The organism is Arthrobacter sp. Y3223065 (assembly GCF_059090885.1).
The window spans coordinates 254656-272338 of record NZ_JBNHGC010000001.1; the positions used below are offsets into that span (position 1 = coordinate 254656).

Sequence of the window (17683 nt, forward strand, 5' to 3'; positions counted from 1 at the left end):
CGCTGTGACTTATCTCAGCCTGATGCGCCAGCGTTTCAATCAAAAAAACTCTGCTGACATCGATCCCGTTCCATGGGAGTTGGATGACAAGCACACCGCATATGAATATGTGAAATCGCTGGGCTATAAAGTGCCAAGGTATGCCCGGTCGAAAAGCGCCTCCGAGGCAATTGCTGCGGGCGAATCATTTGGAGAGCGCTTTGTGGTGAAAGTGCCTAATCGCCACTCCAGCAAGGGCGTTTATGTCCTGCAGAAACTAGGTGACGGCCGCTATCTTGAATTACTAAGCTTGCGTGAACTCACATCCGAGGACATTAAGCCCGAGGGGCCGGAGCCGGATTACTGGCTGACGGAAGAGTGTGTTCCTTCTCTGGTCGCGGGGAGGCCGCTGCCTTTCGACTACAAGATTTATGCCTTCCGAGGACAGGTCAGTCACATCACGCAGATTGACCGAAACGTTTCTCCTCCGCGGGTTGCCGTTTTTGACGGCAGCTTCATCCCACTGGAGCTTGACAATCACTACACGATTGACAGGGGCAGATGGCTGCCGGAGCACCACGTCATTCCAAAGTACGCCGGGGCACTCTTGGAGATGGCATCCACGCTCTCAAAGAGTTTGGATACCCGTTTCGTGAAAGTGGACTGCTACGACGGACCGGATGGCCCCGTGTTTGGCGAGTTCACTTTTGCTTCTGGCGGAGACGATATTGGCATGATCCGATACAGCGGCTCTACCTTGGCAGCACTAGACCGGGCAATGGAGGGTGAGGAGGTCCCTGCCCTGTCCGGTTTCGATATTGACATGGGAAAGTTCCGCGCCTCCCTCTCCAAGGAGCCCACCATCTTGGCGAAAGATGAAATTCTGTCTCTGCTGTCTGGCGGGGCGGTTCAAGGCGACAAGCGATACGCGCCGGCTGTTACCGGTTACTTTGCCTCTGGCGTTTCGAAGCCGGTATTCACTCTGGCTGCGAACCTAATTGGCGTCATGTCCGGTGACGGCAGTCGGAACTTTGCTATTCAAGCAGCACTGCGCGCGGGCACTGAGTGCATTGTTGGCCGCTCGCGGTTGACTGAGTTTGAATCGGCTGCGTTGGCTTTCCACGATGCCCGTACCAAGGGGAATCCTTGGCATGCATCCCGCGCCGCTGAAATACGGGTGGCAGCGGGCAGTAAGGTGCATCTCGCAGTTCTGCGCGAACTGGCGGCGGACGGTTATGAGCACGCCCGCCGTGTAGTCGCAAGGTATGACGTGGCTCGCTGAGGTTCACCCTCATTATTGGTTTCTGTGGCTGCTCGCCGTATCGCCGTCGCCGGGACTCGGCAGCTAAGGCGCCCATTTGCACGGTATGGCGACGCGGCACGGCATGCACCTGGTCTCGGACGTTCTTGGCGAGGATACGCCTCACGTGGGTCTTCACCGTGGCCTCCGACAGGAAGCAGGGCGGCCATCAGCGGGTTGGACAGCGCCCGGCGACCAGCGTGAACACCTCGCGTTCCCGGGAGGTGAGTGACTCGACGGCCGGGCGGTTGCGGCTGAAGGACGGACCGCTGGTCTCCATGCCCGGCATCTGCACGTCCATGAGCACGACGTCGGCGCGCTCCTTCGCAAGCGTGCTCACCGCTTCGCGCCTATCGCCTGCCTCGGCCACCGCTTTATGGTCGAGCTGGGAGTTGATCAGCATCTCAAAGCCACCCCTGACGAGGTGCTGGTCGTCCATCAGGGCAAAGGATAGGGGAGTCGACCCTCGGGATACCTGCCCGCTATCCGTGCGAAGGCTACGCCGCAGCCGGAAGCTTCGGTGCGAGCTTGAGCGTTGCCTCGTTAAAAGCGGTACGTCGATTGCGCTGTTCCTGGGGAAGCCTCATGAACTTCGCATAGAGGTTGCGTGAGTCATAGCCAACCATGGAGGCATTGGCGAGATCAGCCTCCGCCATCGATATGGCACCCCAGGTTCCCATCCGGTGTTCCCAGTAGAAGATGTCGTTCGGATCGTAGGCAGTTACTGCAGGAGAATCCATGCCTGTAACGTCGATCATTTCTGCGAAGCACGAACGAGTCACCGTCGATCCAGCATTAACATCGAACGCGTCGGAGAGTTGGTAAGGATTGACCTTGCTGATGCGATTCCTAGTGTTCTGATAGAAGCCGCGCATTATTTCGCCGCCGAAACCGCGGATGAATACAGACTCTCCGTAGTCAAACTCCATGCCGAGCAGGAGCCTGAGCCACGCGGACCCTACGCCCCGGTAGTACGCGGTCGAACGCCGAAAGGCATACGAAAATGCGTCAGCCGCTGCATTTAGCCCCAGCCTATTGGGGATGGGCCAAACGGCGGCGTCCAGTCCGTATGCATCTGCTATCGCTCGGGCGCCACGGACATCATCTGAGTTAGAGGCTGTGCCATCGGCGCTGCGCACGAAGGTGAAGAGAAATGGATCGGCATCATGGGTCGCTGCAAATACCCCGCGGCTGTCCGTCCCAGCGGTCAATCCGACGACTGGTCTGCGTCCGGACTTCACTACATATGCGTTCAAACCCTGGAGGTGCTGGACTAAGGCTGCGACGGCCTCGTCGTGGGTTGTTACGCCTTCGGGTTCAGCGATCGGCCAGTAGCGCTTGACCTCTCCGGTTTGCATCCGCAGCCGGGTGTTCGGCGAGAGGTGGCGGACATGCTCATAAGGCGTAGCCAACCCCGGGAGATACTTGACATCGCGCACCATGTAATTTCGCGAGGTGATGAAGGGAATGAAAAAGTCAGCAATGCCGGACCCAGCGTACTCAGCGACTATTTCCGCGTGCGATGCCACTACAGTCGCCCCACGCGTGGAGTAGAAGACGGAGCGGGCCCCCATCGCGTCGTGGTAGATATCGGTATTGGTTCCATCGGATAGTGCGACTACGAAGCGACCCGCCAAACGGTTCAAGACCGCGCCGAAGGCTTCGTCCCTGCCGTATGTATCCAAGAGGGATTTGAGTACCTGGTCTTCTTCGTAGACTTCTTCTTCTGGGTCGAAAGCCAGACCGATGAGCAGGCCCGTAATGCCGCCGGACACTTGCTTTGTGTATGCGGCGTCCGGATGGAGCCGAACCCTGTAACTGCCAAGCGTCTCGGCCGCCCACATCCGAAATTCGTGAGAGTCAGAGTCAGCGGACGAGATCACGAATCCGTTGCGATATAGCAGCGCCGACGCTCCGGCGGGTACGTCTGAGGACGAAACGAACATTGAAATGAGTGCCCTTCGAGTCTGGGGAATGACAATAACTTTTGGGATAACCGTACGTGCAAAAAGCCTAGGGCCTGCGCCGGAAAACGGCAGAGAGCCGGTGACCAGTCAGACGGTTAAGGACACGCGCGACCCGACTTGCACTCCTGTGCCAAGCCCTGCCAGTTTGCAGCAGCAATTCTCTGCCCTGGGATTCCTCCACAAGCTTTGAAACGGGTGTGGCGTCCGCTGCTGGACCGCGAACAGCCGGCGGCTTGGTAGACGGGGGCCCAGCCTGTGAGGGCACCGGGGCCGCAGGCTCGATCCCGAGGGTCGCTCCAAAGTACCGCTCGTGGGCGTTGACGATTTCTTCCTTGAACCGCTTTCGGGACGGCGGATGATGACCCGGTTGCAGCACTCTCAAGGCAAAGTACACATTGCCGTCGGCGTTCGGTCCCCCTACTGCTGAATCAACGCCCAATGCTTCTGCGAACGGTTTGTAGTGATTCGTTACATGTGATTCGTCGCGGCAGTTCTGAACGTAGTAGACATAGTTGGTTGTGCCGGACCGGTAGGCAGAGATTTGGCTGACGCGGCGTGGATATTTCCACTCGACAGCTTCCATGTTTTCGTAACCCGGGAAAGCTGCACGGCGGAAGCGCTGCTGGTGTGCCACCCCATACTTTCGGATTCTGGTCTGCGGGGAGAACGGAACCGCAAGCGAGCCCGGAATCAGTCGCGAGATAGCCAATGACGCGTAGCCGCCTCCACTGGCGCCGGCAACGAGGATATGCTCGTAGCCGCCAGAGGCCGCAACTGACTGTACTACTTGCGCGATGTCTCTATGCAGGTCGTGGGTCTCTGTCCCTACGTACCAGCCAAGCTCCATCTCGCCGTTCAACATGAGAGTGGTATCGGTGAAGAACAAAAGTCCCGCTTGGAATCCGCTCATGGTGCTGCGCCACTCGTATCTCGGGAGCTTGTACTTATAGCGGAGAAGTGCGCCGTGCAGCACCACGATCAAGGTCTTGTGAGGTCTGGCCTCGTACAATCCGCGAATCGGCAACTTGTCGGCGCCCTGGTCAATAGTGAATTCAAAAGGCTCCGGCAATTGCTCAACACCGTCCAAGTCGAAGTAGAGGCGCTCTATGGACGTTGGCAGCACACCACTGCCTGAGTTTGGTAGATCACTCTGCAATGGAATGCACCTCAAGACTGTCTTCAGCGCGACGGGCAAAGGCTTCGACAAGCGTGGTGCTGAACGGGGCGCCTTGTTCCGAAAGGTCGACGGTAGCTATGTCGCCCGGGGGCAGGTTCCGTGAAATCTGGTTTCGGACTTGACTGCTGCCCGGAATCCATATGGGCCGTACTCCAAACATGTCGTTTAGGCGTTCGGACACCGTAGCGACCTCGTACTTGTACTCGCCAAGCTCCGCGTCGATCGGTGCCGTGCGTGCAAACACGAACATATTCTCTGTGCGAAGGCCGGAGGGGAGTGCTGACGTGTACTGGAAGGCTGTCGGATCGTAAACGAAGACTGACTTTGCGGTAACTGCATCTGTAATCTCCAATCGGAGAAGCCGCCCCTGTTCGATGTCATCCAGCCAGCTTTCCTCGTAAGAGGTGCCCGGCCCCTGTGCGCTGAACAAATTCGGCATGTGTATCACACCAATGCGGTAATCGTCGGAGAGTGCTTGCACATGTTGCCGAAGGTCGATCTGTGTAGCCCCGGGAGCCGCGAAATCGGCGATCAGGACAACATCTACATCGATGGAGCCACTCCGAGCAGGAAGGAGGCCGGCTGGCGCCGGGAACAAACGCGATTTCTGCGGGAAAGGCATATAGGGCGTTGCATCGCCAGCCTGAATTTTGTCGTGCCAGTGCTCATAGGCCTGCCTGTAGCTCACGCGGTTGGGTGCCCGATACCCCAGCCTGAAGTCTTCGATAGAGAGGTTATTGGCGTTGACGAGCGAGAGCGTCAGCGGGGCGTCACTAGCTATCAGTTCCTCTGCGTCTGAGACAAACTTTTTGTAGCGAAGCAGGAATTCCGTGTCTGCAGCCTTTCGGACAGAGTCCCAGTAGCCCAGTTTTTGCTTGATCGTTTCAACTGGGAAGAGCGCGGAAACATGGGCAGGCGTGATGTAAGCGCCGTGCCAACCACGGTATTGGAACACAAGGTCCTCATTTACCCGGGCCCACAGGGCAGTAACTAAGGCCTGGCCATCTGATTCCTCTGCCGTTTCAACAAGGCGTTCAATTTTCTGCGGATGCTGCCAGTCATCCCCGTCAAACACCGTGAGGTACTTACCGCTGCTGGCGTCGTAGCCGATGTTTCTTGACGTGTACGCTCCGGAGTTCACTGGATTGCAAATCACCTTGATGCGAGGATCGAGGCTTTCCCACGTCTTCAGCCTTGGGTGGAACTCTTCACCGGATCCGTCATCAACGATGATGATTTCGATGGTCTTATAAGACTGGGCCACGGCAGAAGCGATAGCGGTATCGGTGGCTTCATCCGGGCGGAAGACGGGCATAACAATTGACACCAAGGGGCCTTGCTCTACCGGTGGTATGGCTGAAGTTGCCAGTCGCAGGAAAGCTGGCTCATCTCCGGGACGCAAATGTATCTCTGCGAGCCCCTCGCTGCGGAACACATCGTTAATCCGCTCCAGCCAAACATCCTCGGGGGATCCGTTCGCTGGGTGGTCCAGATTGGCGCGGAACAGGTGGGTATCGTTCTTCTGCTTCAAACCTGGCTCCGCCAGGTAAAGCGCCCGTCGCGCTTTGTCCCGTTGGCCCGTAGCCGTGAGGGCATCAACGAAGAACTCTGCCCGCTTCTTTCCGATGAACGCGCCTGCACCGGATTTGGTCAAGACGAACTCATAAAGAGTAGCGGCGTCGAGGAGGTCCAGCGGACGGAGATTCTGTCGGTAGCATACGTCGGCGAGTTGAGCCAGACGAGTCGGATCGGATTCCATGAAATGAGAGGAGATAGCATGTGCCGGGCGCCCACCATAGCGGAAGCTCTCAAGCCCCCTTTCCACATCGGACCAGGTCCAACGCCCGTGGGTTGCCATGCGGGCGAGAATATCCCGGCCATCGAGGGAGCGCATCTTGACCAGCCGGGCGGCCAAGTTCTGAGAATTTAGCGGACCGCTTGCGGCCCACCATTCCGTTGCGCCGAGGTGCAGTTGGCCAGAGGTGAGAATTGGTTTGCGTATTTGCTCCACGCCAGAAACGATTTTCGATACGTCCCGCTCCAGTCGCTGTGTGGCCAGGCGGGTCTGGCGGACGGTTCGAATCAAGCGCCGGTAGGCCATTGCTCCACCTACGGCGCCGATGAACGCGGTAAGGGCAGCTGACACAATGATTAGCGGGAGCCACGTATTGAGGAACCCTACGGCGAGTCCAGCAACTGACAGGACACCGACCAAGGCTGCACTGCAAACGAGTAGCGTTTGTCTTCTTACTGTGGCCACGTATTCCCCAATAGCGCTCATTGATTGGCTGAGACGGACGGGCCTGCTTATCCGTGCACTATGAGACCGCGTCCGCAGGTGGAACGATATCATCGTCTCCCGCCGGGTCCATTAAAACGTTTAGATGAAAGCACCCTCAGTGGCCCAGCCCGGGCCTGACTGGATTATGGCGCCACTACCCCGGTTTCGTAGGCGATCAGCACGGCCTGCACCCTGTCGCGGGCGTTCAGCTTGGCGAGGATGTGCCCCACGTGGGTCTTCACCGTGGCCTCCGATAGGAACAGTCCGGCGGCGATCTCCGGGTTGGACAGCCCCCGGGCGATCAGCGTGAACACCTCGCGTTCCCGGGCGGTGAGTGACTCGACGGCCTGGTGGTTGCGGCTGAGGGACGGACCGGGAGTGCGCAGCAGCGGTGCCACGTGGTCCAACAGCCGCCGCGTGGTCGACGGGGCTATGACGGCGTCCCCCCGGTAGACGGTGCGGATGGCTTCCAGCAGCTCCTCCGGCGGCGCGTCCTTGAGCAAAAATCCACTGGCCCCGGCCTGGATGGCGGCCAACGCGTATTCGTCCAGGTCGAACGTGGTCAGCACCACCACCTTCAGCTCCGCCCGGTCCGAACCGTTCGGCTGCGCTGCGGCGGTCTCGAGCAGCCTGGTGGTCGCCTCAATCCCGTCCATGCCCGGCATCCGTACATCCATGAGTACGACGTCGGCGTGCACCTTCGCGAGCGCGCTCACCGCCTCGCGCCCATCGCCTGCCTCGGCCACCACGTCGAGGTCCGGTTGGGAGTTGATCAGCATTTTGAAGCCGCCGCGGACCAGCTTCTGGTCGTCCACCAGGGCAACGCGGATAGGGGAGTCGGTCATCGGGGTCTTTCTGGGTCGGCGGCCCGGCGGCCCGGCAAGCCGGCCTAAGACGGTTTCTGCGGGAGCGCGGTCGCTCGGCGGGCGTGCGAGGGCTCAGGTTTCGGTGTAGGGGATGAAGGCGCGGACGCGGAATCCGCCGCCGGTGCGCGGGCCGGCCTCCACGGTTCCATCGTAGAGCGCCAGCCGTTCGGCCATTCCCGTCAGGCCCTGCCGGCTGCAGGCGGTGGCAGGATCGGCGGCGGTTCCCCGTCCGTCGTCGTCAATTTGCAGCCTGAGCCCGCGGGCGGTCCAGTGCAGACGGACCTGTGCGGAGGCCTCCGGGCCGGCATGCTTGAGGACGTTGGTCAGGCCTTCCTGCACCACCCGGTAGGCGGTCAGCTCGGCGCCGGCCGGCATCGGGCGCCGCGGCCCGCCGGCCTGTTCCAGTTGCACGGTGAGCCCGGAGCGCCGGACGGTTTCCACGAGGGTCTCCACATCGGCCAACGTCGGCAGCGGCCGGGTCGACGCGACCTCATCCCCGCGCAGCACCCCCAGCAGCCGGCGCATGTCCCCCAGCGAGGTCCGGCCGGTGTCCGCAATGGTCGCCAGGGTTTCCGTGGCCACCGCCGGGTTCTGCGCGCTGGCGTACCGGGCGCCGTCGGCCTGCGTGATGATCACCGAGAGCGAGTGCGCCACAATATCGTGCATTTCGCGGGCAATGTGGCTCCGCTCGTCGGCGGCGGCCAGGTCCCGTTCCTGCTGCCGCTCCACCTCCAGCCGGCGGGCCCGGTCCTCGAGTGCCTGCACCGTGAGCCGGCGGTTCCGCACCAGGTCGCCGAAGGTCCAGCAGACCAGCACCACGGCATCGATCGCCACGAGCGCGAGCAGGTAGAACGGGGCGGTGCCTGCGGTGAGCGGAGAGGTGATCATGTACCGCACCACATACAGGGCACCGCCGAGCAGCGCCAGCACCAGTCCGCCCAGGCTCGCCCACCGCGGTCCGTAGGCTGCCAGCGAGTACACCGTCACCAGGACAAAAATATGGGCCGGAACAGGCTCGGCCAGGAACGCGACGTTGAGCAGCGCGGCAACGGCCATGGCCACGCCCGATTGCCACGGACGGGTCCGCCGCCAGGCGAGGGGGATGATCAGGAGGGCGGAGAGGATGAACGGCGCCATGCTGCCCATGGCCACGTAGGACAGCGGCAGGACGGCGAACGCCGCCAGCATCAGGATCAGGTCGACCTTGCCGGTGTTGGCTTGGAGCCAGCGGTAGACGGTGTGGTGCATGCCCATGACGGAAAACTCTATGCTGCGGGCGAGGCGGCCCGCGTCATGCCCAGGTCTGAGGTTCCCGCGCGCTGTGTTCACATTTTGGGACGGTTTGCCCAGAATGTGGAACGGTTTCCTAAACTTGAAGCCATGAGCGCAGCAGCGAAGGCATTTTCCCTGGCAGTCATTCCCGGCGACGGCATCGGGCCGGAAGTCGTGGCGGAGGCGGTGAAGGTCCTCAAGGCGGCCACTGCCGACGGCGGGACCACCTTCGACCTGACCGAGTACCCGCTGGGCGCCGAGCACTGGCTGGCCACCGGCGAGACCCTGCCCGAGGAAACACTGCAGCGGCTCCGCAAGCATGACGCGATCCTGTTCGGCGCCGTCGGCGCTGCCCCCGGCGACACCCGGATCCCGTCCGGCGTCATCGAGCGGGAGATGCTGCTCAAGCTGCGCTTCTCCCTCGACCACTACGTGAACCTGCGCCCGGCCAAGCTGCTGCCCGGCGTCCCCAGCCCGCTGGCGAACCCGGGCGAGGTGGACTTCGTCGTCGTCCGCGAAGGAACCGAAGGGCCCTACGTGGGCAACGGCGGCGCCCTGCGCGTGGGCACACCGCACGAAATCGCCACCGAGGTCTCGGTCAACACCGCCCACGGCGTGGAGCGCGTGGTCCGGGACGCCTTCCGCCGCGCGTCGGCACGCCGCAAGAAACTCACCCTGGTACACAAGCACAACGTGCTGGTCCATGCCGGGCACCTGTGGCGGCGCACCGTGGAGGCGGTCGGCGCCGAGTTCCCGGACGTCGCCGTCGACTACCTGCACATCGACGCGGCCACCATCTTCATGGTCACGGACCCGGCCCGCTTCGACGTGATCGTCACCGACAACCTGTTCGGCGACATCATCACCGACCTGGCCGCCGCGATCACCGGCGGCATCGGCCTGGCGGCGTCGGGCAATATCAACATGGACCGCACCGCCCCGTCCATGTTCGAGCCGGTCCACGGCTCGGCCCCGGACATAGCCGGCCAGCAGAAGGCCGACCCCACGGCGGCCATCCTGTCCGTGGCCCTGCTGCTGGAGCACCTGGGCCTGGCGGTCGCGGCGGCCCGCGTGCAACAGGCGGTGGAGCGCGACGTCGCTGCCCGGGGGAGTGCCCCCCGCACCACTGCCCAAATCGGCGATGCCATCACCGCCGCTTTGGCAGTAGGGTAGTTAACGGTTACTAACCAAAATCATTATTTGACGCACAAGGGCGTGCCCTCACCGCGGAGGAACCATGACTGAAACCCTCGAATTCACCCAGCAGCTCTCGGACCGTCCGAAGAGTGCCGAGGAGCGCGCCGCCATCTTGGCGAACCCGGGCTTCGGCAAGCACTTCACGGACCACACGGCCGTCGTCGACTACAAGGTCGGCGCCGACGGCAAGGGCAGCTGGTCGAATGCGCGGATTGAGCCGTACGGGCCCATCATGATGGATCCGGCCGCCGCGGTGCTGCACTACGGCCAGGAGATTTTCGAGGGCCTGAAGGCCTACAAGCACGAGGACGGATCCGTCTGGACCTTCCGGGCCGAGGCCAACGCCGCCCGCTTGAACACGTCGGCGCGCCGGCTGGCCCTTCCGGAGCTGCCGGAGGAAACCTTCATCGAGTCCCTGCGCCAGCTGGTCACCACCGACAAGGCGTGGGTTCCCTCCGGCGACGGCGAAGCACTGTACCTGCGCCCGTTCATGATCGCCACCGAGGCGTTTCTGGGCGTGCGCCCCGCCCACGAGGTCTCCTACCGCGTGATCGCCTCGCCGGCCGGCAACTACTTCGGCGGCGAGCTCAAGCCGGTGTCCATCTGGCTCTCCGACCGCTACTCCCGCGCCGGCGAAGGCGGTACCGGCGAGGCCAAGTGCGGCGGCAACTACGCCGCGTCCCTGGCCGCGCAGCTGGAAGCCGAAGCCAACGGCTGCCAGCAGGTGCTGTTCCTGGACAAGTTCAACGACAACGCCATCGAAGAGCTCGGCGGGATGAACGTGTTCTTCGTCTTCAAGGACGGCAGCCTGGTCACTCCGGAACTGAACGGCCACATCCTGCACGGCGTCACCCGTTCCTCGGTGATCGAGCTGGCCAAGGACCGCGGCCTGGACGTGCAGGAACGCAAGATCACCATCGATGAATGGCGCGACGGCGTGGCGGCGGGGGACATCACCGAGGCCTTCGCCTGCGGCACGGCAGCCGTGATCACCCCGATCGGCGAGCTGAAGGCCGACGGCTGGAGCATCGCCTCCCCGAGCGCCGGGTCCGGCGACGTGTCCATGTCCATCCGCCAGGAGCTGCTCGGCATCCAGACCGGCGCCGTGGAGGACTCGCGGGGCTGGCTCACCCGCCTGGCCTGACCACTTACCCGCCCCGGGTCTCCGCGCCCCGCCTGTGGCAGAGTGCGCTGGCCCAGTCGGTCCTGCCGCTGGTGGTCCTGCTCCTGTTGTTCCTTTGACGCAGGATGACGACGGCGGGCCCGCCTTTCCGGGGCCGCCCCGCCGCCGCTACCGCTTCCGGGCCGCTGCCTTGCGCTCGGCAGCCTTCCGGGCCTTCTTGGAGACCGGCTTCAGCGCCTTGCGCTCGGCCTCTTCGGCGGCAATCCGGTTCTTCCGGGCATCCACCAGATCGTTCCACAGAGCGGTGGCGAAGCTGCCGCCGTCGCGCGCGTAGACCTCGTAGGGGAAGGAAGCGAAGATCGCGGACGGCGACGCCGGCCCCGGGAGGCCCTTCCCGCCCTTCAGCGCGTACGCGTCGCCGAGCGCCCAGGTCTCCGACAGGAAGCGGGCCAGGTTCTCGCGAATGAACACGTTGGCGTCCGGGGCGTCCGCCGCCTGTTCCAGCAGGGTCTGCAGCCGCGAGGACGCCAGCGCCGATGCTGCGGCGGCATCTGCACCGCCCTCGGCGGCAGCCTCAAACTCCGCGGTGAACTCCTGGACGGCGGTTTCCCAGTCGGTGGTCTCGCGGTTTTTCTGCCAGGTGGGGAACCACACGATGTCCCCGTTGGCGTGGTTGTGGATGTGCTGCATCCCGCTGTTGCGCTCGGCCACCGCATGGTCGTGCTCGGCCACGTCGTATTCGGCCAGCAAGTCGGCCAGGGACGTGGTGTTCTTGGTATCCGCCATGGAGTTTTTCCTTTTCGTGCAGCTGCAATGGTTCCACCAAGGGCAACCCCACGACCGCTCGGACTTATTCCATCTGCACGGTGGCAGTGCGTCCGGCATGCGCCGCCAGCCACGCCCGCGCCTCAGCCTCGTCGTCGAAATAGCGGGCCGGGAAATCATCGTTGGCGAAGATGCGCACAAAGAAGCTGGCAAGCACCCGGTCCACCGCCCCGTTGCCGAGCACTGCCAAGGCGACGGCCGGCGTAAAGGTATCGGCGATCATTCGCGCCTCCGGGGTCACCCAGCGCACGCCGGCCATTTTTAACAGCACCGCCACTTCCCGGTCTCCGGCCACGTCGAAGAGGTGGTCGACAATGTGCTGCGCGAGCTCTGCACCGACGCTGAGGCCGCGTCGGATAGTCAGCACCAGGAGGCCATCCCCGCCCAGCTGCACGTCGTATGTCGAATCAACTTTTTCCAGCACCGATCCCCCCATCCGGCTGGAAGATGTGTGCATCGCCCAACCCTTGTCCGGCCGCCGTTGGCCGGACTGCAGGTGCCTAGCCTAGCGAACAACGTCAGACCACCGGTACGCGCGGGCAAATGTGAACGGATGCCTTCCTGCGTGGCGAAAAGGTCGGCGGCGGTGCCTGCCGCCCGGCGCTGCCAACCTGCGGCGCGGGGCGGGGAGTGCGAGGATGAATCCTGTGACCGCTGAACAGAATCCCTCCCTTGTCCGCAGCAGTGAACTGACTTGGTACCGGCTGGCCCCCAACCCGGGGCCGATGAGTTTGGACGGCACCCAGTCCTACATGATCGCCGCCCCGGGGAACAGGGGAGCGGTCGTTGTCGATCCCGGGCCGCTGGACGAGGAACATTTGGCCGAGCTGGCGGCGGCGGGAGAGGTGGAACTGGTCCTGATCACCCACCACCACATCGACCACACCGAAGCGAGCGAACGCTTCCATGAACTGACCGGCGCCCCGGTGCGTGCCCTGGACGAAGCACTTTGTCATGGCGGCGAACCGCTGCGGGACGGCGAGGTGATTCGGGCGGGCGGCGTCGAGATCCGTGTGCTGGCCACTCCGGGCCACACGGCGGATTCGGTGAGCTTCCATCTTCCCGACGACGGACCACACGGCTCGGTGCTCACCGGCGACACCATCCTGGGCCGCGGCACCACCATCATCGCCTACCCGGACGGCAGGCTCGGCCCGTACCTGGATTCGCTGGCCCGACTGGAACTCCTCGGTCCGACGAAGGTATTGCCGGCGCACGGCGGCACGCTCCCGGACCTGGCTGCCATCTGCCGCGAGTACGCCAGCCACCGCCACCTGCGCCTGGACCAGATCCGCGCCGCCCTGGAGCACCTCGGCGCCGACGCGTCCATCGATGCTGTCACCGACCATGTCTACGCCGACATCGACCCCGCCGTCCGCCTCGCCGCCGAATCCTCCGTCGCCGCCCAGCTCGACTACCTGCGCGGCTGAGCGGTGCAGGCGTGGACTTGTCCCGTTTGAAATCCACGGGCCGGAAACCAGTAGGCTAAACCCATGCGCATAGCCCGTTTTGTCCTTGAATCCGACCCCCAGTACGGCATCGTCGAAGGCGAGGAGGGGAGCGAGCAGGTCACCGTCATCGCCGGCGACCCGTTCTTCAACGGCATCCAGCCCACCGGTGCCCAACACAAGCTCGAGGACGTGCGGCTGCTCGCCCCGATCATTCCGCGCAGCAAGGTGATCGGCATCGGCCGGAACTATGCAGACCACATCCAGGAAATGGGCAACGAGACGCCGGCCGCCCCGCTGATGTTCCTCAAGCCCAACACCTCGGTCATCGGTCCCAACGAACCGCTCGTCCTGCCCGAATTCTCCGACGAAGTCTCCTACGAGGCCGAGCTCTGCGTGATCATCGGCCGGATCTGCAAGGACGTCCCGGTAGAGCGCGTGGACGAGGTCATCTTCGGCTACACCTGCGGCAACGACCTGACCGCCCGCGACGCGCAGCGCACCGACAACCAATGGGCACGCGCCAAGGGCTTCGACGGTTCCGCCCCGCTCGGCCCGTGGATCGAGACCGAACTGGACACCGAAAACCTGGCCATCCGCGGCCGGCTCGACGGTGAGCTGAAGCAGGACGGGAACACGTCGCAGATGATCTGGGGTGTCAAGGAACTGGTGTCGTACGCCTCCCAGGCGTTCACCCTGCTGCCGGGCGACGTCATCATGACCGGCACCCCCGCCGGCGTCGGCACCATCGAATCCGGCCAGCGCTTCGAGGTCGAGATCGAGGGCATCGGCACCCTCTCCAACACCGCCCGCCGGTGAAAATCGTGTTGACTTCCCATCGGCAGGCAGAGTACGACGGCGGGCAACTGGCCTGAGGGGACAACATGCAGTCGGACGCGCGATTGGCGAAGCGATGAGAACTGCTGCCCGAAGAGGTAGCGGCAGATCTCATCGTCGTTCCTTCCTTGCCTTTGCACTCGGCTCCATTGCCACGTTCTCAGTGGCGGCACGGGTGACCCACCATTTGGGCGGTCCGCTGTGGCTGGCCGGCACGTTCCTAGCGATCGGGATCGTGCTGGCGCTTTATTACCTGTACCGTCACGCCAACCGATGGCGACGGGAAAAGGACCGTTCCTAGTACGACGAAAGCGGGGTCCGAAGCGCTGGCTCGGACCCCGCTCGACTACGCAGGTTACGGACGGCCGATGCCGCGGTAAGTCCAGCCTGCGGCGCGCCAGGCAACAGGATCGAGGACGTTGCGTCCGTCGAGGATGTTCTGCTCGTCCACCAAGCTGCCGGCTTCCACCGGATCCAGGTCCTGGTACTGCTCCCACTCGGTTAGCAGTACCAGCGCATGGGCATTGAAGACGGCCTTCTTCAGGTCAGGCTCGTAGCTCAGTTCCGGGAAGCGGTGCTTGGCGTTGTCCAGCGCTTCAGGGTCAGTGACGGTGACCGTGGCGCCCTGAAGCTGCAATTGGGCAGCGACGGAGAGGGCGGGGGAGTCGCGTACATCGTCGGAGTTCGGCTTGAAGGCCGCGCCAAGGACGGTGATGCGTTTGCCGATAAGTGACCCTCCGATGAGGTCCCGGGTCAGCTCCACCACGCGCGAGCGCCGACGCATATTGATGTCATCGACTTCACGTAGGAAGGTCAGTGCCTGGTCTGCGCCGAGTTCGCCGGCACGTGCCATGAACGCGCGGATGTCCTTGGGGAGGCAGCCGCCCCCGAAACCGACACCGGCGTTGAGGAATTTGCGGCCGATGCGGTCGTCCATGCCGATGGCGTCGGCGAGGGCCGTGACGTCGGCGCCCGTCGCCGCACAGATTTCCGCCATCGCGTTGATGAAGGAAATCTTCGTGGCGAGGAACGAGTTTGCAGCCGTCTTCACAAGCTCCGCCGTTGCATAGTCGACGACCAGCCGGGGCGTGTTGTCGGCCAGCGGAGTGGCATACACCTCGTCAAGGGCTGAGGTCGCGGCCTCGCCGGCGGCGCCCTCGGGGACGCCGTACACAAAACGGTCGGGAGTCAGCGTGTCCTTGACTGCGTGGCCCTCGCGTAGGAACTCAGGGTTCCATGCCAGGACGGCACCGGGGGCGCCGGCAGCAACGGTTTCAGCCAGCCGCGCTGCAGTTCCGACGGGGACGGTCGACTTGCCGACCGCGACGTCCCCATTACGCAAATAAGGGATGAGTTCGGTAAAGGCCGCGTCAACATAGGTGAGGTCTGCGGCATATTCGCCCTTGCGTTGGGGAGTGCCGACGCAGACAAAATGCACCTGCGCACCTTCGGCCGCGGCCATGTCGGTGCTGAAGGTCAAGCGGCCTGTCGCCTGAACTTCAGCAAGGAGTTCAGGCAGGCCCGGCTCGAAGAAGGGAGCCCTGCCGGCCTGCAGGTCAGCAACCTTCCGCTCATCGACGTCTATGCCAACAACATCGTGGCCCAACTTGGCCATGGAAGCTGCGTGCACGGCACCGAGATAACCGCAGCCGATGACAGAAATACGCATGGAAATCCTTTGAGATGGAAAATGCAAAGAGTAAAAGCTGTTGACAGTATCCCGGGTTCATTCTCGCGATGCCAAAACGTATAAACAACGGTGCAGCGCGCAGCAGACTAAACTGGAGCACATCATGACTACTGCAGCTGCCATCCCCTCTGTCGACGACGAAACTCCTGTCCGTGTGCGCTTCTGCCCGTCTCCCACGGGCACGCCGCACGTAGGACTGATCCGGACTGCCCTGTTCAACTGGGCCTACGCCCGGCACACCGGCGGCACCATGGTGTTCCGGATCGAGGACACGGATGCCGCCCGCGACAGCGAGGAAAGCTACCAGCAGCTGTTGGAAGCGCTGAAGTGGCTGGGCATTACCTGGGACGAGGGCGTGGAGGTCGGCGGACCGCATGAACCGTACCGCCAGTCCCAGCGCGGCGATATCTATCAGGACGTCATCGCGAAGCTGAAGGAAGCCGGCCACCTCTACGAGTCCTATTCCACCCCGGAAGAAGTCGAGGCCCGGCACAAGGCCGCCGGCCGCGACGTCAAGCTGGGCTACGACAACTTTGACCGGGAGCTGACGCGGGACCAGATCGCCGCGTTCAAGGCCGAAGGACGCGAACCTGTGCTGCGGGTCCGGATGCCGGACGAGGACATCACCTTCACCGACCTCGTGCGCGGGGAGATCACCTTCAAGGCCGGCAGCGTGCCGGACTTCGCCGTCGTCCGCGCCAATGGCAAGCCGCTCTATACGCTGGTCAACCCGGTGGACGACGCGCTGATGGGCATCACCCACGTTCTCCGCGGCGAGGACCTGCTGTCCTCGACTCCCCGCCAGATCGCGCTCTACCGGGCTCTGGTGGACATCGGGGTGGCGCGCTACATGCCGCTGTTCGGCCATCTCCCGTACGTGATGGGCCAGGGAAACAAGAAGCTTTCGAAGCGCGACCCCGAGTCCAACCTGTTCCTGCACCGGGAACGCGGTTTCATCCGCGAGGGCCTGCTCAACTATCTCTCCCTGCTGGGCTGGTCGCTGTCCGCCGACGAGGACATCTTCACCATCGACCAGATGGTGGAAGCCTTCGACATCCACGACGTCCTGGCCAACCCAGCGCGCTTCGACCTGAAGAAGGCCGAGGCCATCAACGGGACCCATGTGCGCCTGCTTGAACCCGGCGACTTCAAGCTTCGGCTGGTCCCCTACCTGCAGCACGCCGGCCTGGTCGGGGAGTCGTTGACGGAACGCGAGCAGATGATCCTCGCCGACGCCGCACCGCTGATCCAAGAGCGCATCACCTTGCTGGGCGAGGCGCCCGAGATGATGGCGTTCCTCTTCAAGAACGACAACGAGATCGAGATCGCAGACGATGCGCGCAAGGGCCTGCCCGAGAACCTGACGGAAGCCCTGGACGCCGCCCTGGCCGCGCTCGAACCCCTCGAGGAGTGGACGGCAGAGAACATTCAGGCAGCCTTGCGGGCGGCCTTGGTCGAGGGCCTGGGGCTTAAGCCGCGGCTGGCCTTCGGGCCGGTGCGCACCGCCGTCTCCGGCCGTCGGATTTCGCCGCCGCTTTTCGAATCCATGGTGATCCTGGGCAAGGACTCCTCCCTGGCGCGTATCAAGGCCTTCCGCGGCTGAGCGCGGCCCGAGCCACGCACGGTCTGGCCGCCGCGCGTCGCTCGTTTTGCACTTTCGAGCAGGCATCCGGTAAAGTAATTACTCGTGCTGAGGCGCTAGGGAAAGGGTGAGAGCCCGT

General features: G+C 63.4%; 15 protein-coding genes and 2 pseudogenes. 7 read left to right on the plus strand and 10 right to left on the minus strand.

The genetic code is table 11. The annotated features are described in order from the left end of the window. Window positions 1-4 precede the first annotated feature (4 nt). Complete coding sequence (locus AC5RUK_RS01155) at window positions 5-1261, plus strand: ATP-grasp fold amidoligase family protein (RefSeq protein WP_494151152.1); 1257 nt, start codon at window positions 5-7, stop codon at window positions 1259-1261. A gap of 97 nt (window positions 1262-1358) precedes the next feature. Here the strand turns inward: AC5RUK_RS01155 and AC5RUK_RS01160 are convergent. The 7 genes and pseudogenes from AC5RUK_RS01160 to AC5RUK_RS01190 all read right to left on the minus strand — a co-directional run. After that, window positions 1359-1520, minus strand: a pseudogene (locus AC5RUK_RS01160) (response regulator transcription factor); the annotation flags it as partial. Window positions 1521-1565: 45 nt separating this feature from the next. After that, window positions 1566-1718: pseudogene (locus AC5RUK_RS01165) on the minus strand (response regulator); the annotation flags it as partial. A 58-nt stretch (window positions 1719-1776) separates the two neighbouring features. Then, window positions 1777-3054 (minus strand): hypothetical protein, encoded by a 1278-nt coding sequence (locus AC5RUK_RS01170; protein WP_494151153.1) that lies wholly within the window; start codon window positions 3052-3054, stop codon window positions 1777-1779. Window positions 3055-3292: 238 nt separating this feature from the next. After that, on the minus strand, window positions 3293-4402 hold the full coding sequence (locus tag AC5RUK_RS01175; RefSeq protein ID WP_494151154.1) for a hypothetical protein: 1110 nt from the start codon (window positions 4400-4402) through the stop codon (window positions 3293-3295). Beyond that, window positions 4392-6524 carry a glycosyltransferase family 2 protein gene (locus AC5RUK_RS01180; RefSeq protein WP_494151155.1) on the minus strand — a complete coding sequence of 711 codons (2133 nt, stop codon included), beginning with the start codon at window positions 6522-6524 and terminating at the stop codon, window positions 4392-4394. The genes AC5RUK_RS01175 and AC5RUK_RS01180 overlap by 11 nt, the downstream gene beginning before the upstream one ends. 323 nt (window positions 6525-6847) lie before the next feature. Beyond that, window positions 6848-7549, minus strand: coding sequence for a response regulator (locus AC5RUK_RS01185; protein WP_494151156.1), 702 nt, complete (start codon window positions 7547-7549; stop codon window positions 6848-6850). Between the two features lie 93 nt (window positions 7550-7642). Beyond that, window positions 7643-8824: a sensor histidine kinase gene (locus AC5RUK_RS01190; protein ID WP_494151157.1), complete on the minus strand. Its 1182-nt coding sequence runs from the start codon at window positions 8822-8824 to the stop codon at window positions 7643-7645. 126 nt (window positions 8825-8950) lie between these two features. On the opposite strand from AC5RUK_RS01190, the gene AC5RUK_RS01195 reads away from it, so the two are divergent. Both AC5RUK_RS01195 and AC5RUK_RS01200 read left to right on the plus strand, forming a co-directional pair. Then, window positions 8951-10015: a 3-isopropylmalate dehydrogenase gene (locus AC5RUK_RS01195; protein WP_494151158.1), complete on the plus strand. Its 1065-nt coding sequence runs from the start codon at window positions 8951-8953 to the stop codon at window positions 10013-10015. Window positions 10016-10079: 64 nt separating this feature from the next. Further along, window positions 10080-11183, plus strand: coding sequence for a branched-chain amino acid aminotransferase (locus tag AC5RUK_RS01200; RefSeq protein ID WP_494108549.1), 1104 nt, complete (start codon window positions 10080-10082; stop codon window positions 11181-11183). A 147-nt stretch (window positions 11184-11330) separates the two neighbouring features. On the opposite strand, the gene AC5RUK_RS01205 is transcribed toward AC5RUK_RS01200, so the two are convergent. Beyond that, window positions 11331-11948, minus strand: coding sequence for a hypothetical protein (locus tag AC5RUK_RS01205; protein WP_494151159.1), 618 nt, complete (start codon window positions 11946-11948; stop codon window positions 11331-11333). Between the two features lie 64 nt (window positions 11949-12012). Next, window positions 12013-12444, minus strand: a complete 432-nt coding sequence (locus AC5RUK_RS01210) for a DUF7793 family protein (RefSeq protein ID WP_494108547.1) — start codon at window positions 12442-12444, stop codon at window positions 12013-12015. A gap of 181 nt (window positions 12445-12625) precedes the next feature. Here AC5RUK_RS01210 and AC5RUK_RS01215 point away from each other — a divergent pair, with 181 nt between their 5' ends. The 3 genes from AC5RUK_RS01215 to AC5RUK_RS01225 all read left to right on the plus strand — a co-directional run bounded on the left by AC5RUK_RS01215 (window position 12626) and on the right by AC5RUK_RS01225 (window position 14573). Beyond that, window positions 12626-13417, plus strand: a complete 792-nt coding sequence (locus tag AC5RUK_RS01215) for an MBL fold metallo-hydrolase (protein WP_494151160.1) — start codon at window positions 12626-12628, stop codon at window positions 13415-13417. 63 nt (window positions 13418-13480) lie between these two features. After that, window positions 13481-14254 (plus strand): fumarylacetoacetate hydrolase family protein, encoded by a 774-nt coding sequence (locus tag AC5RUK_RS01220; RefSeq protein WP_494151161.1) that lies wholly within the window; start codon window positions 13481-13483, stop codon window positions 14252-14254. Between the two features lie 193 nt (window positions 14255-14447). Continuing rightward, window positions 14448-14573, plus strand: coding sequence for a hypothetical protein (locus tag AC5RUK_RS01225; protein WP_494108544.1), 126 nt, complete (start codon window positions 14448-14450; stop codon window positions 14571-14573). A 54-nt stretch (window positions 14574-14627) separates the two neighbouring features. Here AC5RUK_RS01225 and AC5RUK_RS01230 read toward each other — a convergent pair whose 3' ends face one another. Continuing rightward, window positions 14628-15941, minus strand: a complete 1314-nt coding sequence (locus tag AC5RUK_RS01230) for a UDP-glucose dehydrogenase family protein (protein ID WP_494151162.1) — start codon at window positions 15939-15941, stop codon at window positions 14628-14630. Between the two features lie 124 nt (window positions 15942-16065). On the opposite strand from AC5RUK_RS01230, the gene gltX reads away from it, so the two are divergent. After that, complete coding sequence (gene gltX, locus AC5RUK_RS01235) at window positions 16066-17565, plus strand: glutamate--tRNA ligase (protein ID WP_494151163.1); 1500 nt, start codon at window positions 16066-16068, stop codon at window positions 17563-17565. Window positions 17566-17683 lie beyond the last annotated feature (118 nt).

What these genes read in the sequence shown, in the direction of transcription:
- AC5RUK_RS01180 (WP_494151155.1), bottom strand. Translation starts at nt 6,524, where the DNA reads ATGGCCTACCGGCGCTTGATTCGAACCGTCCGCCAGACCCGCCTGGCC.
- AC5RUK_RS01185 (WP_494151156.1), bottom strand. Translation starts at nt 7,549, where the DNA reads ATGACCGACTCCCCTATCCGCGTTGCCCTGGTGGACGACCAGAAGCTG.
- AC5RUK_RS01190 (WP_494151157.1), bottom strand. Translation starts at nt 8,824, where the DNA reads ATGGGCATGCACCACACCGTCTACCGCTGGCTCCAAGCCAACACCGGC.
- AC5RUK_RS01195 (WP_494151158.1), top strand. Translation starts at nt 8,951, where the DNA reads ATGAGCGCAGCAGCGAAGGCATTTTCCCTGGCAGTCATTCCCGGCGAC.
- AC5RUK_RS01200 (WP_494108549.1), top strand. Translation starts at nt 10,080, where the DNA reads ATGACTGAAACCCTCGAATTCACCCAGCAGCTCTCGGACCGTCCGAAG.
- AC5RUK_RS01205 (WP_494151159.1), bottom strand. Translation starts at nt 11,948, where the DNA reads ATGGCGGATACCAAGAACACCACGTCCCTGGCCGACTTGCTGGCCGAA.
- AC5RUK_RS01210 (WP_494108547.1), bottom strand. Translation starts at nt 12,444, where the DNA reads ATGCACACATCTTCCAGCCGGATGGGGGGATCGGTGCTGGAAAAAGTT.
- AC5RUK_RS01215 (WP_494151160.1), top strand. Translation starts at nt 12,626, where the DNA reads ATGAATCCTGTGACCGCTGAACAGAATCCCTCCCTTGTCCGCAGCAGT.
- AC5RUK_RS01220 (WP_494151161.1), top strand. Translation starts at nt 13,481, where the DNA reads ATGCGCATAGCCCGTTTTGTCCTTGAATCCGACCCCCAGTACGGCATC.
- AC5RUK_RS01230 (WP_494151162.1), bottom strand. Translation starts at nt 15,941, where the DNA reads ATGCGTATTTCTGTCATCGGCTGCGGTTATCTCGGTGCCGTGCACGCA.
- gltX (WP_494151163.1), top strand. Translation starts at nt 16,066, where the DNA reads ATGACTACTGCAGCTGCCATCCCCTCTGTCGACGACGAAACTCCTGTC.